Source organism: Finegoldia sp. P1-F-LS (assembly GCF_052932205.1).
Genome location: NZ_JBRFJH010000002.1, coordinates 252,111 through 271,662, shown reverse-complemented (window position 1 = coordinate 271,662; position 19,552 = coordinate 252,111). Strand labels below are relative to the sequence as shown.

Annotated in this window: 18 protein-coding genes and 1 pseudogene; 2 read left to right on the top strand and 17 right to left on the bottom strand. The window is 31.3% G+C overall.

The features are described 5' to 3' along the window. Nucleotides 1–452 precede the first annotated feature (452 nt). The 10 genes and pseudogenes from ACU68Y_RS03405 to ACU68Y_RS03360 all read right to left on the bottom strand — a co-directional run bounded on the left by ACU68Y_RS03405 (nt 453) and on the right by ACU68Y_RS03360 (nt 9,310). Nucleotides 453–743, bottom strand: coding sequence for a DUF3847 domain-containing protein (locus ACU68Y_RS03405; protein ID WP_446755903.1), 291 nt, complete (start codon nt 741–743; stop codon nt 453–455). Nucleotides 744–827: 84 nt separating this feature from the next. Further along, entirely contained in the window at nt 828–1,322 is a 495-nt protein-coding gene (locus ACU68Y_RS03400; RefSeq protein ID WP_035137264.1) for a hypothetical protein, read from the bottom strand. A 130-nt stretch (nt 1,323–1,452) separates the two neighbouring features. Then, nucleotides 1,453–1,557: pseudogene (locus ACU68Y_RS03395) on the bottom strand (DUF3847 domain-containing protein); the annotation flags it as partial. A gap of 143 nt (nt 1,558–1,700) precedes the next feature. After that, nucleotides 1,701–2,090 (bottom strand): bleomycin resistance protein, encoded by a 390-nt coding sequence (locus ACU68Y_RS03390; protein WP_002841024.1) that lies wholly within the window; start codon nt 2,088–2,090, stop codon nt 1,701–1,703. A gap of 19 nt (nt 2,091–2,109) precedes the next feature. Continuing rightward, the gene (locus tag ACU68Y_RS03385; protein WP_288164686.1) at nt 2,110–2,334 is read right to left on the bottom strand and encodes a CD1845 family protein; all 225 of its coding nucleotides are present in this window, start codon (nt 2,332–2,334) and stop codon (nt 2,110–2,112) included. A 55-nt stretch (nt 2,335–2,389) separates the two neighbouring features. Continuing rightward, nucleotides 2,390–4,213 (bottom strand): recombinase family protein, encoded by a 1,824-nt coding sequence (locus ACU68Y_RS03380; RefSeq protein WP_446765323.1) that lies wholly within the window; start codon nt 4,211–4,213, stop codon nt 2,390–2,392. A 55-nt stretch (nt 4,214–4,268) separates the two neighbouring features. Beyond that, on the bottom strand, nt 4,269–4,406 hold the full coding sequence (locus tag ACU68Y_RS03375; RefSeq protein ID WP_004838640.1) for a hypothetical protein: 138 nt from the start codon (nt 4,404–4,406) through the stop codon (nt 4,269–4,271). 428 nt (nt 4,407–4,834) lie between these two features. Then, on the bottom strand, nt 4,835–6,214 hold the full coding sequence (locus tag ACU68Y_RS03370) for an MATE family efflux transporter (protein ID WP_060790069.1): 1,380 nt from the start codon (nt 6,212–6,214) through the stop codon (nt 4,835–4,837). Nucleotide 6,215: 1 nt separating this feature from the next. Next, nucleotides 6,216–8,690, bottom strand: a complete 2,475-nt coding sequence (locus tag ACU68Y_RS03365; RefSeq protein ID WP_060790070.1) for a PEP/pyruvate-binding domain-containing protein — start codon at nt 8,688–8,690, stop codon at nt 6,216–6,218. A gap of 23 nt (nt 8,691–8,713) precedes the next feature. Next, nucleotides 8,714–9,310, bottom strand: coding sequence for a TetR/AcrR family transcriptional regulator (locus ACU68Y_RS03360; protein ID WP_019213939.1), 597 nt, complete (start codon nt 9,308–9,310; stop codon nt 8,714–8,716). 344 nt (nt 9,311–9,654) lie between these two features. Here ACU68Y_RS03360 and ACU68Y_RS03355 point away from each other — a divergent pair, with 344 nt between their 5' ends. Beyond that, nucleotides 9,655–10,011 (top strand): plasmid mobilization protein, encoded by a 357-nt coding sequence (locus tag ACU68Y_RS03355; RefSeq protein WP_002836960.1) that lies wholly within the window; start codon nt 9,655–9,657, stop codon nt 10,009–10,011. Between the two features lies 1 nt (nt 10,012). Next, entirely contained in the window at nt 10,013–11,344 is a 1,332-nt protein-coding gene (locus tag ACU68Y_RS03350) for a relaxase/mobilization nuclease domain-containing protein (RefSeq protein WP_446755905.1), read from the top strand. Between the two features lie 896 nt (nt 11,345–12,240). Here the strand turns inward: ACU68Y_RS03350 and ACU68Y_RS03345 are convergent. From ACU68Y_RS03345 to ACU68Y_RS03315, 7 genes are all read right to left on the bottom strand, one after another. Next, nucleotides 12,241–12,765: a phosphotransferase gene (locus tag ACU68Y_RS03345; protein WP_001176020.1), complete on the bottom strand. Its 525-nt coding sequence runs from the start codon at nt 12,763–12,765 to the stop codon at nt 12,241–12,243. A 216-nt stretch (nt 12,766–12,981) separates the two neighbouring features. Further along, nucleotides 12,982–13,713: a 23S rRNA (adenine(2058)-N(6))-methyltransferase Erm(A) gene (gene erm(A), locus ACU68Y_RS03340; RefSeq protein WP_000810833.1), complete on the bottom strand. Its 732-nt coding sequence runs from the start codon at nt 13,711–13,713 to the stop codon at nt 12,982–12,984. 57 nt (nt 13,714–13,770) lie between these two features. Beyond that, on the bottom strand, nt 13,771–13,830 hold the full coding sequence (locus tag ACU68Y_RS03335) for an erythromycin resistance leader peptide (protein WP_146743586.1): 60 nt from the start codon (nt 13,828–13,830) through the stop codon (nt 13,771–13,773). A 291-nt stretch (nt 13,831–14,121) separates the two neighbouring features. Beyond that, nucleotides 14,122–15,351 (bottom strand): 23S rRNA (uracil(1939)-C(5))-methyltransferase RlmD, encoded by a 1,230-nt coding sequence (rlmD, locus tag ACU68Y_RS03330; protein WP_060790858.1) that lies wholly within the window; start codon nt 15,349–15,351, stop codon nt 14,122–14,124. Between the two features lie 91 nt (nt 15,352–15,442). After that, nucleotides 15,443–17,239, bottom strand: a complete 1,797-nt coding sequence (locus ACU68Y_RS03325; RefSeq protein WP_446755522.1) for an ABC transporter ATP-binding protein — start codon at nt 17,237–17,239, stop codon at nt 15,443–15,445. Continuing rightward, nucleotides 17,232–18,992, bottom strand: a complete 1,761-nt coding sequence (locus tag ACU68Y_RS03320) for an ABC transporter ATP-binding protein (RefSeq protein WP_081091130.1) — start codon at nt 18,990–18,992, stop codon at nt 17,232–17,234. Before ACU68Y_RS03320 ends, ACU68Y_RS03325 begins: the two co-directional genes overlap by 8 nt. Then, nucleotides 18,967–19,443 carry a MarR family winged helix-turn-helix transcriptional regulator gene (locus tag ACU68Y_RS03315; protein WP_060790860.1) on the bottom strand — a complete coding sequence of 159 codons (477 nt, stop codon included), beginning with the start codon at nt 19,441–19,443 and terminating at the stop codon, nt 18,967–18,969. Before ACU68Y_RS03315 ends, ACU68Y_RS03320 begins: the two co-directional genes overlap by 26 nt. Between the last annotated feature and the right edge of the window lie 109 nt (nt 19,444–19,552).

Genomic DNA, 19,552 nt, shown 5'->3' with positions numbered 1-19,552 from the left:
AACCCTATTTTTAAATTCTTAAACTCTAGGGTATTTTTTCATGCTTATTTTTATTCAGTTTTTATCAATATCAATTCTTATATTTTTAGCATTTTACCTCTTGACTTTTAATAGTTAGTCTTTCTTTCTTTGTTGTTTTAGGTGGAGGCTTAATAGATTTTTTATATCCACTTTGTGAATGAGCGTTTTGAAATGATAGAATTAAAAAAGCCGACTACTGAATTAATTTTTGTTGTTTCAGTATGTCGGCTTAATTGTTTTGTTCATTTCAAATTTTAAAAGTCAAGGGCGAGCCTTAGCGAGTTTATTTACCCTTGACTTTTAAAAAGCGAATGGTTGTTGCTCCCTGCAAGGGTTTGGCTCCGCAGGACGCAAGCACCCTTTAGGGTGTATAATTGCGCCCTTAGAAAATCTAAGGGAGATTTGGTTATTTATAGATCCCTATATTTTTCTTAATTTGCTCTCATTATTTTTAGTGTTTCTTTAAATTCTTTTGTCTTTGTTGCTTCTTCTAGTAGGATTTTTATTTCTTCATCTGTTAGTTTTTCTGCATTTTCTATAAGGCTTTCTAAGATTGCTCCTCTTGTTATGAGCCTATGAGTTCTTTCTTTTCTTCTTTTTACTATGTCTTGTTTTAATATATTCTTTTCTTGATTTTTTAGTTGCCTTAATCTTTCTTCTTTATCGTCAATTTTATCTTTTATTTCTTTTGACTCTTGTCTTATTTGTTCTAATTTTTTCATACTAATTTCCTTTCTTGTAATAAAAAAGACGACTAGATTTTTACTTTTCTAATCGTCTTTTTTCTAAATATTGTAAATTTCTATTTAAACCAGAATGGTCAGTAAATATGCCAAAATTAGACTCATGAAAAAGAATATTATAACTTTTGTAATCTGACTTTTCGCATTAAACCCAAAATTATCATATCCCTTGGCACCAATCGTCTGTGGATAAACTTTAGTCGGTAATTTTAACTTGGTAAGCATGAGGTAATCAAAAAATATAATATCAAAAAGCTTATATCCTTCAAATAATATTAAAAATCTAACAAAGGCTTGCTGAAAAGTTAAACTAAATTTTACTGTATCAACAATTGCCCAGACTAGAACGGCTATAATGGCTAGCAATCCAAGTATCATGATAAGTCCGCCGATTATATTGACCCAAATCGGTTTATCTGGCAACTTACTCATCATAACTTTGATATCATCAGGTGCGCCGAAATGCTTCGAGCCAAATTTCGGTATAATAAGTATTAAATTTACCATCATAATTGATGCTGTTAAGCAGATAATGACTAACATAATAAGTGTTTTCATCAATTTAGTTTACCTCCTCTCTCAACGTATAGGTCATTACACAAATGGAAAAATATTGTCTTAGTTGTGTCAACTAAGTTGGTGCAAATCTTCTTAGTATAATTCTACTTGATAATCAATACTCGATGCAAGTTCTTTCTTTTCTTCTTTTCTCCATGTCTTGTTTCAATATCTTCTTTTCTTGATTTTTTAGTTGCCTTAACCTTTCTTCTGTATGGTCAATTTTATCTTTTATTTCTTTTGATTCTTATCTTATTTGCTATAATTTTTTCATACTTATCTCCTTTCTTTAAAATTAAAAAGACGACAGAATTATTACTTTCTATCGTCTTGTATCTTTGGTATTCAGTTTTATTTAGCTCGACAAACTGGTATTTGTTAATTAGTAAATCTTAACAAATACCCATTGGGATCTTGAATTAAAAACTCTATTTGCATTTCTTCTATTTCATTAACTTGATATGTGTTTCTGGTTAGTTCTCTGTATAATTCTATATTCAAATTATTCACTAATTGATACAGTTCTTCAATATCATCGACAGCTATTGAAAAATTTATTCCTCTTCCTAAAGGATATACTAGCTCACCTATATTCCAACCATCATCATGAATTTGTTCGAACATAAACTGACTATCTTGAAAAGACATGAAAACGAATTTATCTTCAGCACGTTCATATTCAATTTTAAATCCTAATTCACTATAAAATTTTTTAGTCAGATTAATATCAAAAACTGATAATTCAGGAATCATCCTACTAAAATCCATATTCCCTCCTTGACAAATACTAATTTATCCAAACCGCTTTATTTTTATCATTTATCAATTCAATAAACTCTATCACAGTTACTCCTACCATCGGAAGTCCGTAAGGACTAAATAGGAAACCAACAACCAATCCAGAAATACCTATTCCGACTTCTCCTTGAATAAAAGAAGCTAACGCCCAAAATAAGCAGAACACCATAATGATATACAACAACGCCGTTCCAATACCAAGTAGGAATGTCATAAATACAGATAGTCATAGGCTGCCATTTTTTTCTATCAAATCATTTTGAAGTGTCTCAAAGCATCCATGATGGCTTCTTCTTTTTCAGGTGTACACTGTGGAATAATTTGTTTCTCCTTTTTAGACTTGTTGCGTTGTCTTTTGCTTGGGAACATAATTTTTTATCCTCGTCATTCTTGTAGGAGTACAATTTATCAATGTCATTGTCTTTGGCATTTTTTCTTTTATCTTTGAAATTATTAGAATCTTGACTATCTTTAATTCCTGTTTTGAAGTAGAATGTTAAGTCATATGGGTGGACTGTTCCGTCTTTGTCAATCCTTCCAACCACGACTTTATCCACTATACTTTCAAATACTGTTCTGTTAAATTCCTCTATAATTTCTTTATTTTCTAAGACTTTTTTAAATTGCTTTAGTCTTTCTTTAATAGAGTTTTCATCTTTTATCGTTAGTTCTAGTGTTTTCTTTTCATCAAGTAATTCTTCTTTTTGTTTTGTAAGTTTTTTATACTTTTTAGCATAAACTTCTTCGTCTATACTATCTTCTAAATGAAGATCAACTAACTTTCTTTCTTGACTAATGATTCTATTTAATTGATTTTCTATCTTTTTCAAATCTTTGACTAAAGATTCATCATTTATTTCTTCCTCAATAATTTTTAAAAAGTCATCTATTACTGTTGAATCTGCATGGCATAATTGCCTATAGCTTTCAACAAAAGCTTTTTCTATTGCTGCTTCTTGTATTCCTTTTGAATGAGGGCAATATTTTTTACCTTTTTTAGTTGACTTTACACATTGCCAGTTAATTTTTTTGTAAATGGAACTGGTGTGCCAAGTTCTTCTTGAAAGTATCTCTCCACAAAATCCACATTCCAGCATACTTGAAAAAGCGTATTGTCTTGATAATTTTTCTCTCTTCCTATCCTTGTTAGCAATGGTGTTTCTATTTTGTGCTCTCCTGAGTCTAATCTCTTGTGCCTTTTCAAAGTCTTCTTTTGATATAATTGGCTCGTGATGATTTTCGATGTGATATTTATCAGATTCACCAAAGTTTGCTAGTCTTCTTTTTGTTATTGGATCAACTGTAAAAGTTTTTCCCATTAGTATATCGCCAATATACTTTTCATTTTTAATTACTCCTAACACTGTAGTGTCTGACCATTTTGTTTTACCTCTAGGGGTGAGATATCCTTGTTCTTCTAGTTCCCTACCAATGACCGAACCACCATTGCCTTCTAAATATCTTTTAAAGATATATCTGACAATTTTGGCTTCTTCTTCATTTATAGAGATACTTTTTGTTATAGGGTCATAGTCGTATCCAAGGCAACCTTGAAAACCAATAAGTTCCCCTTTTTCCATTTTCATTTTCAGTCCTTTTTTTACATGGGCTGAGGTATTTTCTACTTCTTGTTGAGCTACTGAACTTAATATTGTTAGTAATAGCTCTCCATCCATTGTCAAAGTATCTATATTTTCTTCTTCAAATACTACTCCAACATTGTTTTCCTTTAATAGTCTTACATACTTTAATGTATCTAATGTATTTCTAGCAAATCTTGATATAGATTTAGTAATTATCATGTCTATATCTCCATTTTGGCAATCACTTACTAGTCTCATGAAGTCTGCTCTTTTAGTTGCAGTTGTTCCTGTTGTTGCTTCATCTGCGTATATACCAGCCAAAGTCCAGTTCTTATTATTTTTTATTAGATTTGTGTAATAATCAACTTGCGATTTATATGATTCAAGTTGGTCTTTACTATCTGTACTTACTCGACAATATGCTGCAACTCGTTTTAAATCTAAATCTAGTGCATTTCTATTTCTTGCTCCAGTATTTGAAGCTTTTATTAATTTTACTTTAGTATTCATTTTACCTCCTTCCCATTTTGTATCTTTCTACAGTGTTATTATATCACAAGATTAACTACTTTCTATCTCTCTTCTTATAATCATTTTCTATTCTATTTTTTATTTTTGTATATTCCTTATCATTAATTAATTTAAGATCATAAAGTCTACATAACATAGCAACTCTCATGCTATAAATCTTTATTGCTTGCATTTTTACCTCCTATGTAAGTTGATTTTTTTATCTTGGTTAGTGGATTAAATTTGAAATATACTAATCTCACATAATCAATTTCAAGAATCTTCACACTTCAAAGTATTTGGATTTTTATAGAAAGATGAAAAAATACCCCTCACTTTATAAAGTGAAATTTGCCCTCTTTGGTAACCAAAATTTTTATTTTTTATAGTATTTTTGAGTTTCTTTGAGTTTCAATGATTAATTTGAACATAAAAAAAGGACTTATGCCCTAAGGCATAAATCCTCTAAAATGAAAGAAACTTTTTCGATTGTTATTTGTATTTAATTTTTTATTATAATTACCAGTATCAAAAAGGTCTGTAAATTTTTTCTATATAAGCATTAGACATAAAATAATACATAGTAATTTCCTCCAACTATTCAACCTGTTGCTAATTCATCTAATGTATATTCTCTTCGTTTTTTAGTTCATTTTTTATTTTATAAACAACAATAACAGCTAAAACAAATGACAAAATATCCGCTATTGGTTGGAGCAAATATATCCCAAATTCTCCATATAAATTAGTAAGTAAATATAAAAGAGGTATGTAGAAAATACCTTGCCTTGAAATCGAAATTATCAACGACCAAAAATATTTGCCTATGTTTTGCATCAACATACTACTTATCGCATAATAGGCTAACAATGGAATTGTTATACATTGCATTCTAAGTATTTGCACTCCTATAGAAATAACTTCACTATCTTTAGACATTGCAATAATAAAATGTTCCGAAAAAATATATAGCGCCACTGCTGATATAATCAAAAATATAGTTCCAACAACAACTGTCAAATTAAATGCTGATCTAACTCTGTCATATTTTTTTGCACCATAATTCATTGCACAAATAGGTTGAAACCCTTGCCCCCATCCAATCATAATCATATAAGCTATGGCAACTGTTCTTGAACTTACGGTTAATGCTGCAATAATACTATCCCCGAAGCTTGCTGCAACTCTATTCAATAAAATGAGGGAAACACTTGTAATTGCTTGCCTTGAAAAGTTAGGCATTCCTCCTACAAGAATATGGTATATGCGTTCTTTACTACATTTTACATTTTTCAAAGAAACAGGAATATTGCCATTTCTTTTCGCCAACATAGTAAGTGAAATACAAGCAATTATTTGCCCTGTCAAAGTTGCAATTCCAGCTCCAACAAACCCGAACTTGAATATAAACATAAATACAGGATCAAGAACCATATTGCTGAACATTCCTAAAAGTAAACCTATCATTCCATCTTTTACATTTCCACAAAGCCTCAATTGATTATAAATAGTAATAGAATACAGACTAAATGGAACGCTTATTATAATCACCTTTAAATACTGAGTAGTAAATTCAAATAAGTTAACAGAAGCATTCCCACCAATGAACTTTGTCAAGTCTGATATAAAAATCCATGACATTATAGCTATCAAAAATCCACTTATAATAGAAAATGCCATTCCTATGGAAGAAATAATTGTCGCCTCTTCTTCATCTTGTTCTCCAAGTTTTTTAGACATAATATTACCGCTACCATATCCAAACCAAAAACCAATAGCCTGAATAATACTCACGAAGCTAAAAACAACACCAATAGCGGCTGTCATCGATTTATCATTTAAAAGTCCGACAAAAAATGTGTCTGTCAAATTATAAATAACCATAATTAGCATACCAACAATTGTTGGAACAGACATTTTTACTATCAAAGGTAAAAGTGATTCACTTAAAATCTTTTGTCTTCTCAATTCTTTTTGATCTATTTGATTTTTTGATTTCATATCAGCAACCTTTGACCTCGCCGGTATTACCATCTACTTGTATGGTATCTCCATCTTTGAATTTGGTAGTTGCAAAACCAACTCCAAGAACTGCCGGTATATTATATTCTCTTGCAACAATTGCAGCATGGCTCAAAGCAGAACCTGTATCTGCCACAACAGCACTTGCCAGCTTAAATAATGGAGTCCATTCAGGATCTGTAAGATGACAAACTAATATATCTCCTTTTTTCATTTTATAAAATTCTTTGGGACTATTTATTAGACACACCTTTCCAACAGCAATGCCAGTGCTTCCGCTTACTCCTTTTAAGACATCACCATCTGTTTTAAAAATCAATAACTTTGAAGCTTCCCAAACTTTTACTGCTAAATGAAATTTTTCGTTTCTCCTATTTATTTTTTCCTTATCTGATTCATTTAAATTACCTCTGTTAATTACTTCCAACAATTCTTTATGAAAAAGATTAGCCACTCCAGTTTCTATATTTTCATCACCCAAGAGTATAAAGTTAATTCTTTTAACACACTTTCTCACATAATAAAATAGTGTTTCCCACAAATATTGACTTTCTTCACGAACCACATGAAAATATCTAAAATATTTTATCTGTTTTTCTACATCCTGATACTTTCTACCATAGATTTCCTTTACGCTCTCCATAAGCTTAGAAAAATCCTTTATATCGTTACTTTCATTACTATTTTCATTTAATATAGGTCGTAATATATTTATCAGCCTATCAGGATCCTCAAGAAATGTTTTTGCAGATAAACAATAACAATTATAATCAGATTTAAAACCATTATCTTTCATAAACTCATCTGATATATTCTTAAAATCGTTATACTTTTTATATAATTCCTTAAAATTATCTCCGGAAATTATTGCTTTTTTTAAAGCTTCATTTTTTCTTATCTCACGAGCCATTTTATAGACATCATTTGTAACCACTGATGTTTTATTATCTAAGTCCCAATAAAAATCAAATGATGAATAATTGCTATTTACTTTTTTTATTATTTTGGTAAATTTCTTGCTATTTAAAACTGATGGAAATAATGCATATTTGAATCTATCATAAGCAAGCTTTTGCAAAAGAACATAACTTTCTTCTAAAAAATTTCCACACTCCGTTAATGTCATATTTTCAAAATTTAAGTGCTTGATTTCTTCTATTTCAACTTCATATATATTCATAAAATCTTTGCACTTCTTATAACAGAACTCAAAATCTTTCATGTTCTTTAAAATATTAAAAAATTTAAAAATATTCTTTCCAATTCGCTTTCCGTCATCAGAAAAAGTTTGTATACCATCATCATCTATAATTGGATTTCTTGGTAAAATAATTCCACCTTCTGACAAAATGTTTACTTTCTGATCATTAATTGCCATCAAATAATCGAAATCAAGGACTCTATGTGCAAAAGGCATTTTTTCTAAAAAGAATGACATTACTTCTTGTGTATCCTTTTTGATTTTTTTACCCTTTATATACTTCTCTATTAAATCATTGTCAGTTATATCATTCTTGGAATTTTTTAATGTGGTAATCGCTCTCGCTTGTAAAATATAGACAATATCATTTTTGATAGCCCATTCAATATCCATAGGCATACCATAGTGTTTTTCAATCTCTAAACCGCACTTCATAAGTTCAAGTATTTCTCTATCATTTAATGCACGAGTTTTTCTTTTATCAGAGTTTACCGATACTTCAACAGTTTCCTTATACCCGTATATAATCTGAGTTTCCTTGCTTCCAATATTTACTTCGATTATATTTCCTGATTTGTCAATAATGTAGCTATCCGCTGTAACTCTTCCGCTTACAACGCTTTCTCCTAAGCCAAAGCTTGCATTTATTTGCATCTCATTTTCTTTTTTGTTTACTGGGTTTACAGTAAATAAAACTCCTGATTTTTCACTCTCTATCATTTCTTGAATAACAACTGCAATAGAAACTGAAGTTTGATCATAACCTTGATGAAATCTATAGCTTACAGCTCTATTCCCCCAAAGTGAAGCATAACAATTACGCACCCCATTTAATACACTTTCAATACCTTGAACATTTAAATAAGTTTCTTGTTGCCCTGCAAAACTGGCATCCGGTAAATCTTCTGCCGTTGCTGAAGAACGCACTGCAACTCTTGTATTATTTCCAAGATTAAAATATTTTTCTCTTATTGCATTTTCCAATTGCTCAGGAAATTTCCCAGACTTTATCTTTCCTCTAAAATGCTCAGCTTCATTTAGAAGTATTTTTTCATCATCTGCTGATTTTTTAATTCCATTTTCAATGAGGCTATCAATAGCATTTACTTTTAAAAAATCTCTATATGCGTCTGCTGTTATAACAAAACCACTTGGAACATTTATTTTAGCCGAAGTCATTTCTCCAAGATTAGCTCCCTTACCTCCAACAATTAATACATCTTCCTTTTTTATCTCATTAAAATCCAGAATCATATCTATCACCTTCCTTTTTACAATTAAATTTCTATATATTTAAAAACAATGCTTTGTATATAAATATTAAGTACTTCCTCAAATGTATCTTCATTAAAATGGAAATAATTTGAACATAGAACAAAGCTTCCAACAAAGGCATTTGATAAACCTTGCTTATCTACGCTTTTTACTACATTGTTTTTGTACCAATAATCTATTAACCTATCCAAAAAATCCCCATATAGATTTTCTACTCTATTCACTTTCTTTGAATCTTGACTCGCAAATATTCTAAATGCCTCTTGATAAATTTGCTGATTTCTAATTTTCTCAGTCATGTCTATTGAATACTTAAAAATTACCTCTGAAAGGAATTTTTTAGGATTCGTAAGTGAATTTGAAAATTCTTTTTCAATGTTCTCCAATTTTTGTATTGATCTATATGCCATTAAATCAATGACAAGAGATTCTTTATCTTTCCAAAAATTATAGAAACTCCCTTGAGCTATTCCGACTCTTTTTGTCAATTCCGAAATGCTAAGTGATTTTGTCCCTTTATCATGAAATAAATCAAGAGCTGTTTCCATAATACTTTCTTTGATTTTTATCTTTTCTTCTTCTGTAAATGCCTTTCCCATATTTTTATCCTCCGAGAGTGGTTTTTTGTCTATGAATTTTACAATTTTTATTCATAGATATTATAACTCTTCTTCCTGTATATGTCAATGAATATTATTTTTTATATTCACAGATGGCTTCAAATTGAATACATCATTATAATTTGGTATAATATAGCTATAAATTCAAAACTTGCTTAATGCTTGATATCTAATTTATTCTTATGTAGCAAGCACAGTAAGTGAGTACCCACTTACGAAAAATTGATGAAGCAGAACCTTTATGGTCTGCTTCTTTTTTTATCAATTTTACCTTGTTAGGGAGAACCCTAAGACCCCAATAATTTATGATAAGGAGATATACTATGGATAATAGAAAAAGAAATAATCAACTAAAAATATATTTAACAGATGAAGAAAAAGAAATCTTTGAAAAGAAAATGAAACTTGCTAATTGTAAAACTATGTCCCACTTTCTTAGAAAGTGTGTATTAGAAAAAGAGATTTATGTTGTAGATTTAGAACCATTTAGAAACCTACAATGGCTACTTTCGAATGCAACAAATAATATAAACCAGATTGCAAAAGCAACTAATACAACTGGTGTTATATACAAAAATGAAATTGAAGCAATGAATAAAGAAATAGAAAAATTATCAAGAAAAATATGGCAGATCCATTCCCTACTTCTTAATAAATCAAAAGAAAGCTATGGTGACTAATATGGCAATTACAAAAATACATCCTATAAAATCAACTCTAAATTTGGCAATAGATTATATAACTAAGAGTGAAAAAACTAATGAAAAAGTCTTGGTATCTTCATTTAAATGTCACCCAGCTACTGCTCATATACAATTTATGAAAACACGAGAAGATAATGATACTAAAGGTACAGTTTTGGCTAGACATTTAATTCAATCTTTTCTACCAGGAGAGGTTGATCCTATAAAAGCTCACGAAATTGGAATGGAATTATGTAAGAAAATTTTAAAAGAAGATTATGAATTTGTTCTTGCAACTCATATAGATAGAGGGCATATACATAACCATATTATTTTTAATAATGTTAATTACAAGACTGGCAAATGCTACCAATCTAATAAAAAATCTTATCATAAAATCAGGTTTCAAAGTGACGAATTATGTAAAGAAAATAAGCTTTCAGTCATTGATGAATATTATGAAGCTTACAAAAGAAAATATAAAACTGCTGGTAAATCTTGGTACGAATATGAGCAAAACAAGAAAGGAAATTCCTGGAAATCTAAACTGCAATTTGATATAGACAGAATGATTAATAAGTCTAACTCGTGGGAAGAGTTTTTAGAAAATATGAAATCTCTTGATTATGAAATTAAGTTTGGTAAACACATTGCTTTTCATCATAAAGATAAGCAAAGATTTACAAGATCGAAGACTATCGGAGAAGATTACACTGAGGAAAAAATCAAAGAAAGAATAGATTTAGCTATCAAAAATAAAGCTAATCCTATTAAAAAACGAGTAGGAAATGTTATTGATATATCTACTAATAAAAAAGCTCAATCCTCTAAAGGTTATGAAATTTGGGCAAGAAAACACAATATCAAAACAATGGCTGACTCGATAATTAAGCTTAGAGAACAAGGAATTAACTCTATCACACAACTCGATGACCTGATCAAAAAATCTGCTGATGATAGACAAGACTTGTTAGATAAAATAAAGAAAATTGAAGCTGAAATGAATAGTTTATCCCAAGATATGGAAAATATTTATACTATAAATAAGTATCGTGAAATATATAAATACCACAAGAAAAATCCTGAAGATAATCAGTTTGCAGAAGAATATTATAGTGAACTTTCTGTTTATAAAATAGCCGCTAAAGAAATTTTAGAAAACTATAAAAAGCTTCCAAGCACAAAAGAAATACTATCAAATCTCGATAAATTGCAAGAAAAAAAGAACACCCTTATGCAAGAGTATTCTTTGAATAAAGAACAATTTTCTGACCTTGTTCAGTATAGGAAAAACTATGAAAATTATTATGGAAAGGAAGTGGAGAGATAAAAAGCTATAAGCGGATAAACTTATAGCTTTTTTAAAATTATTTACAAATTTTTATTCTAAACTTATTATCTTACTTAAAGAGATCCTACTAGATGACTAGCAAACATTGCTATAGGAAGTAATAAGATAAAAAGGACATTTAATGCCATAAAAAACCTATCTTTTTCCCTTACCCCAAGTATTAAACCTACTAGTCCAATAATTGGACAGACAAGCATGTGAGAATAAGCAATAAATACGCATCTCATAATTTATTATATCATTTTTTATAAAAGAAAAAACAGCCCACAAAAAGCTGTTTAAATCCTCTAATTGAACAAGTTATGATACTAGAACTGTAAACATTACATAGGAAGTAATAAGAGTGTTGGTAATTTAACACTATAAATAACTTGTTTTTTTCTTTCCTCTATTATTCCATGCTATTCTCCTGTAAATATCCCCACATATAGAGCAGTAGACAATACTTGAAAGGGCGTATTTACTGGAATAGATTCTTCTTTTCCCTTTGCCACTTACCATATTAGCTCGTCTATCCATTTCTTCTTAGACTTGCATGAAGATTTCTTTTGGTATGATCGCTTCGTGGCTATTTTCTATATAATATTGAGGTTCTTGATCCTCAATTTATTCTTTAATTATAATTAAGATATTTATCTAAATAGAAAAATGGCTTTTAGGATTTCTTCTAAAACCCCAAAAACCATTAATTTCAACACTTTTATAGCCTATTATCTTATTTTCCTTGACATCAATACCACCGTCTCCACATGCCCTGAAGTTCCAAAGTTCCGTAACTTTTTATGATTAATTATACTGAAAGCAATTTGATATAATTCTTGTTTATTCATTTTCTTCTCCAATATTATTTAGCTTAATAATACGTTATTCTTTTTTCAAAACACTAAGTTATTCAGTTCACCATCAAGAACTTTTATAGTTTCATTTCTTTCCTTATCCTCTTGATTGTCATATAAAAGTTGTTCAATAAACTCCCATATATCTTCTAGTTTACGTCTAATATGATAGAATAACAAAGCATCCGTATTGATTAAAAAATCTTTGTGTAATTTCAGGTATATGTTCATAAATACATCATAATATGGCTTATCAACAAAAAACATGAGATCAGCTTTTACTGGAGCCAATTTCAAGCCTTCCCAGTCAATTAGAACTAACTGCTCATCCCGTTGCATCAAGTTCCAATTATGAATATCTGTATGGCATAGGGCCATTTTAGGATTACTTCGTCTTAGAATCTCCGACAGTCCTTCAACTCTGTCAATAGATTGTTCAAGGGGTTTTATGTGTGCCCCAAGCAAGCATTTTAAGTCCATGGGAAGACTGGCGCATTCTTTACGCAATACTTGTTTTAGCTGTTTCAGAAATGGCAAGCTAAAATCTTCCCTAATTAGTTGCACATATACCTACTATATCAATAAATTTTGAGTTATCATTGACTATATTAGTTGCTATTATCAGAATAGTCGTCGATAACTATATTTTCGTGCAAATATGCAAATAAGTAAAATGATAGTTATGTTATATCATAATAATTGAAAATAATAGAATGCATTTTTCAATGTAATAAGATTAAGCGTTCTCTTAAAGTTAGAGAACGCTTAATTATTTTTAATTTATTGAAATAATTTGTAACTATTGAAAACAGACAAAAATTGTTCATTGGATAATTTATCAAGATCAGTAACATTCGCATGCTTCAGCACCTGTCTTAATTGATTTTTAGTAAAAAGAACATGATATTCCCTGTTTACCCATTTATAAACGAAAAATCTATACTTTTTGTAGTCCTTCTTTAAAATAAATGGTTTATGCCTTTCAAGTACAATCAATACAGAATCTACATTAGGCTTAGGGTGAAAATATGCTCGTGGCACTTTTTTAAGAATTTTTATATCCATTTCCACCATTAACAGCAAACCTAAAGCTCGTTGGGTATTTTGCAACCTTTTAGCAAATCCCCTCTCTACAATAAGGTAGCTATATTTCGCTTGACTATCAAAAGCAATCTTTTTTACAATATCAGTACTAATATTGTAGGGAATATTACCAAATATTTTATAGTCTGTATTTTTAGGAAAGCTAAACTTCAAAATATCCTCATGAATAACTTTTATATTCTGAAAAGGTTCAACTGCTTTTTTCGTGGCATGACATAAACCTTCATCAATCTCTATAGCATTCACCCGTTGACTCATTTCCACAAGTTCCTTGGTAAAATGTCCTTTTCCTGACCCAATTTCTATTATTTTATCTTGTTTATTGATATTCGTATATTTTAATATTTCCTTTACATGCTTTTTAGATGTAATGAAATTTTGCGTATTTTTCGGGTTTTTCTGTTTCATTATAACCTTCTCCTTGCCGGTTATAATGAACTAATCTTAAGAGCTCATTATAACCAATTATTTTTGGTTTGGTTGATAATGAAATCTCTCAATAACAAATATAGAAAACATACCCATACCTTTACCTCCTTTAATTTTTTTCATTATAAATGAGATAAAGTAATATCTACTACTGCAATACATGTACACATATTTAACTCCTCCTTATGCAACTGATTATATCACTTTTAATTTCTCTATTCAATAAAGTTCTGTGCTAATCTACCTCACCCTATGGATTTTTAATCCCGAAACATCAAATGTCATCTGTCAAATGCCCTATTTAAAAGGGTCAAAAAACGGTATTTTTTAGCCTGTTTTTGACCCAATTTTCGTACTCAAACCACTACATGTTGTGGTTGACTCCTATTATTCCTTGTCCAAACCACAATACGTCATCAGAATTGCTGCTTCAACGTGCATTGTCTTCGCGAACATATCAACCAATTCAACATCTTCAACCCCAAATCCGTTTTCTGTTAACATCTTCAAATCTCTCGCGAGTGTTGCAGGGTCGCATGAGATGTAGACGAGTTTTTTTGCGGTGGATTTGATTATTGCGTCGACTACTTTCTCATCCATTCCTTTTCGTGGTGGGTCGACAAGGATTACATCGAAGTGTTCTTGTGTGAGTTTTCCTACGACGTTTTCTGATTTTTCTTCAATAAACTGAATGCTTTCTAGGTTGTTTAGTTTTTTGTTTTCGTTGGCATCTTTTACTGCATCTTTTACGACTTCGACTCCGATTGTGTTGTTGCCATTTCCAATGTACATTGTTGTGCTTCCTATGCCGCAATATAGGTCCAATATTCTGTCATTTGCCTCTGCATTCATCATTTGTTTTGCAGTGTCGTAGAGCAAACTTGTGTTGTATTTGTTTACTTGGAAGAATGATTTGGGGCTTATTATGAATGATAAATCTCCAATTTTATCTACAAATTGTTTTTTCCTATAAATCAAATCAAAGTTTTTATTTTTATCATAAATTTCTACGATTTTATCAACAGTTTTTAAGTTTTCTAGCATTTCATCTGATAAATAATCCAGGGAGATTTGGATTTCGTCGTTGTAATTGGATCTGATTTTGATTTCCGACACGCCATTCAAATCGTGATTTCCCAACCAATTTATCATTTCATTTATTGCTTTTGATGCTATTTTACAAGTGGATATTTGTGTTAGGTTGTGCGTTTTTCTGTTGTAATATCCAAGTTTCCCGTTTTCCACTTTCAAATCGACTTTGTTTCTGTAATAATACTCAGCATTTGTGAGTATGTCGACATCTTTTATATCTAGTTTCGCGATTCGTTGCAATTTGTTGAGTACGGAATTTTTTTTGATTTCCAATTCTTTTTCATATGTAATATCTTGCATGCTGCATCCGTCACATTCGTAGAAATGTGGGCAAAGCGGTTCTTGTTTATGAGGTGATTGTTGTATTGTTTTTGTTTTTGTGGCGAATATCAAATTCTTTTTTTCTTTTATTTTCTTTGCTTCGATTATTTCTCCGACACTTCCTCCATCTACGAACACTGTTTTTCCTTCGTATTTTGCGACACATCTTCCGTCATCTATCATATCAATTATTTCTAATTTCATTTAATCACCTCTTTATCTTTTTATTATATCAAATTTGAAAGTAAAAAAGATTGGGACTAATTAATCCCAATCTCAATTTACAATATTTTCGCTATTTTCTTTCAAATTGTGCGTTGTATAATTGTGCGTAGAATCCGTCTTGTGCTAATAATTCGTCGTGTTTTCCTTTTTCTACGATGTCTCCGTCTTTCATTACAAGTATCAAATCCGCGTTTTTGATTGTGGATAATCTGTGCGCGATTACAAATGATGTTCTTCCTTTTGCGAGTTCGTCCATTGCATCTTGAACGATTATTTCAGTTCTCGTATCCACAGAGCTTGTGGCTTCATCTAGTATCAACATTGGCGCGTGACTTACCATCGCACGTGCGATTGTGAGTAGTTGAATTTGTCCTTGCGACAATGATTGCTTGTCGTTTAAAATCGTGTCGTATCCTTGTGGAAGTGTTCTGATAAAATGATCTAAGTTTACTCGTTTGCACACATCAATCAATTCTTCGTCAGTTATATTTTCTTCTCCAAATGTTATGTTTTCTCTGACACTCGCTTCGAAAATCCAAGAATCTTGAAGTACCATGCAGAACTGGTCTCTCAAATTGTCTCTGGATAATTTTTTCGTATCAATTCCGTCTACCAATATTTGTCCGTCGTTTATTTCGTAAAATCTCATTAATAGATTTACAATTGTCGTCTTGCCTGCTCCAGTTGGGCCAACGATGGCGATTTTCTCTCCTGGATTTACTTTGACGCTGAAATCTTTGATGATGATTTTGTCTGGGTTATATCCAAATCTAACGTCTTTAAATTCGACTTCGCCTTTTGCTCTGTCGAGTTTTTCAGTTACATTTTCTTCTTCTAATTCTTTTTCGTTCAAAAATTCGAACACTCTTTCTCCTGCCGCTGCAGCTCTTTGCAAGGTGTTGAAGCTTTGTGCAATGTCTGATAATGGATTGGTAAATAGTCTCACGTAAATCATGAACGCCACAATTACTCCGAATGATATTTTGCCATTAATCGCAAGTGCACCTCCGACTATGCAGACCATTACGTATGAAAAGTTTCCTGCAAATTGCATTACAGGCATCATAAGTCCGGACAGAAATTGTGATTTCCAAGCACTTGTGTAGAGTTTCGTGTTAGTTTCTTCGAATTTATCAATCATCATTTCACCAGCGTTGTATGCCTTGATGACGTTGTGACCGGTGTAGACTTCCTCAATTTGGCCGTTAATGTCTCCCAAGTTTTCTTGTTGGGCTTTGAAATGTTTTTGTGATTTTTTCATAATTATTATTATAACCACAAATCCCACAAGCGATGACAAAATCGTCGTTACAGTCAAAATCCCCGAGTTGTAAATCATCATTACTACGGTTCCTACTAACATCACAACACTTGTCAGCAAACTTCCAACAGATTGGTTCAAACTTTGGCTGATTGTGTCGACGTCGTTAGTAACTCTACTTAGGATATCCCCAAAAGTTGTGTTGTCGAAATAGCTAAATGGCAATTTGTTGACTTTATTAGCGATTTTTTCTCGGAATGATTTGGAGATTTTTTGTGTAACATCTGCCATGATAAATCTTTGAAGCAAATTCAACAACAAAGATGATCCGTAAAATATCACAAGCATCATCGTGATTGATTTTACTTTATCCATGTCAATTGCAGCCATTACAGGCTTTCCTTTTACCATTTTAGGAAGTCCTTTGGTGATTTCGTCTGTGATTAGTTTCAATTTATCTGGTCCAATTATTTGCAATATCGTTGCGATTACGCTTGCTACAACTGCTATTAATATCAATGGGAAGTAAGGTTTCAAATACCTTGCCATTTCTTTTAATGTTTTTTTGAATTTTTTCGGTTTTTCATTTACAGTTTGTCTAGGCATTTAATTCCTCCTCTGTTAATTGCGAGTAGGCTATTTCTTTGTAAACTTCACAATTTTTCAATAAATCTTTGTGCTTACCAATCCCTGCGATTTGACCATTTTCAAGTACGATTATTTGATCAGAATCCATGATAGATCCCACTCTTTGAGCGACAACTATCGTCGTGGAATCAGGGTTGTTTTCTTTGAGTTGATGTCTAAGCTCACTGTCTGTCTTGAAATCAAGTGCCGAGAAACTATCATCAAACAAGAATATATCAGGCTTTCTGTAGATTGCTCTTGCAATGGATAGTCTTTGTTTTTGTCCACCAGAAACATTCTTTCCTAATTGTGCAATTTCATGATCGAATTTGTCGCCAAATTTATCTATAAATTCCATAGATTGCGAAGTATCCGCTGCTTCTTCTACCATTTCAGTGTCGGTGTTTTCATCTCCAAAAGAAATGTTCGATTTAATATCTCCTTTGAAAAGAAATGATTTTTGCAACACTGCTGCGATTTTTTCGTACAAGAATTTGAGCTTGTACTGTTTGATATCTACTCCTTGGATTTTGACGACACCTTCAGTCGCATCGTAAAATCTCAAAAGCAAATTCAAGATTGTGCTTTTCCCAGATCCAGTTGATCCGATGATGGCAACTTTTTCTCCTTTTTTGACTTTAAAATCAATATTTTGCAAGATATATTGTTCAGAATCTGTATATTTGAAAGACACATCGTCAAATTCAATTTCATATTCGTAATCTTCATTTGAGCTATCAAGATTTCCATCTTTTATAGAAAGTTCTGTATCCAAAACTTCGTTGATACGTTTGGCAGAGATTTCTGCTCTTGGAACCATGATGAAAATCATGCTCATCATCATAAATGACATGATAACTTGCATTGCATACGAACTGAAAACAACCATGTTCGAGAACAAGACGTATTTGTCCATCATTTGCGCCGCATTGATAAGTCCCGCCCCGATAAAATAAATCACAAGGGTCAACATCGACATGCTGAAATTAATCATAGGAAAAAGCGTCGACATCGCACGACTTGTGAACAATTGTGTTCTTGTCAAATCGATGTTTGCTTCGTCGAACTTTCCTTCCCTATAATCTTCGGAGTTGTACGCTCTGATGACTGCAAGGCCTGTCAGATTTTCACGCAAAATCCTGTTGATATTGTCGGTTAAAGTTTGCATCATTCTGAATTTCGGCATAACCATAACCATCAGTATTGCAACGAATACAATTAAAACCAAAACAGTGACAGCAGTTGCCATTGTCCATTCAAATCCTTTGTTGTAGATTTTGGTAATTGCCCAGACTGCCATTATCGGCGCTTTTATCAAAATTTGTAAACCTATCACTATTACCATTTGAATTTGAGTAATATCATTTGTAGATCTAGTTATCAAACTTGCTGTCGAAAACTCGTTGATTTCTTTCATCGAGAAACTTTCCACCTTGGAAAAAATTCTAGACCTCAAATTTTTGGAAAATGACGCCGAAATTTTCGATGCCAAATATCCTACAATTATCGCTGATAAAAGAGAACCAAATGCACACAACAGCATCCATTTGCCCTCTCCAATAATATCACTTACAGTATGACCCGGACTTTCCACATACATCGTAATTTTCGACATATAATCCGGAATTTTCAAATCCAAAAACACTTGTGTTACGATAAACACCAAGCTCAAAAGAATTTGAATCCATTGTTTTTTGTTCAAATACTTAAATATTTTTATCAAAATTATCATCCATTTCTTTAAATTTTTCTTCGCAGTCTTTGCTAATCTTTGGCAAATTTTTGATAAGCTTGTCGATTATTCGTACGAAATTTTCAGAATCTTCTTCTCCTAAATAATCAAACATTTGACCAAGCGCATACATTATTTTCTTTTCAGTTTCAAGGGCTACTTCTTCACCTTGTTCGGTCAAAGTAACCAAAGTTTTTCTCCTGTCAATTTTGTCATCAGTTCTGATTACAAGATTTCGTTGTTCCAATTTTTTGATAATAGCTGCAACTCTCGCACTGGAAATTCCCATCGCAAGTTCAATTTCTTTGGGATAAGTCGAACCGCCTTCTGATTTTATAAATCCCAAAGCCATGTTTTCTCCTCTAACAGAATCGTTAATTTGTTTGTGAGGATGGTGTTTTCCAATGCTGTGAACGCATCTTATAACTTCTTTTGCTAATTTTTCATTCATAATATCACCTTTTTACCTAATACTATTAGAATTATACGACTACTAATAACCATTGTCAATGATTTTCTCGAATATTTTTCAATTTCGTTCAAATAAAAAACAACCACCA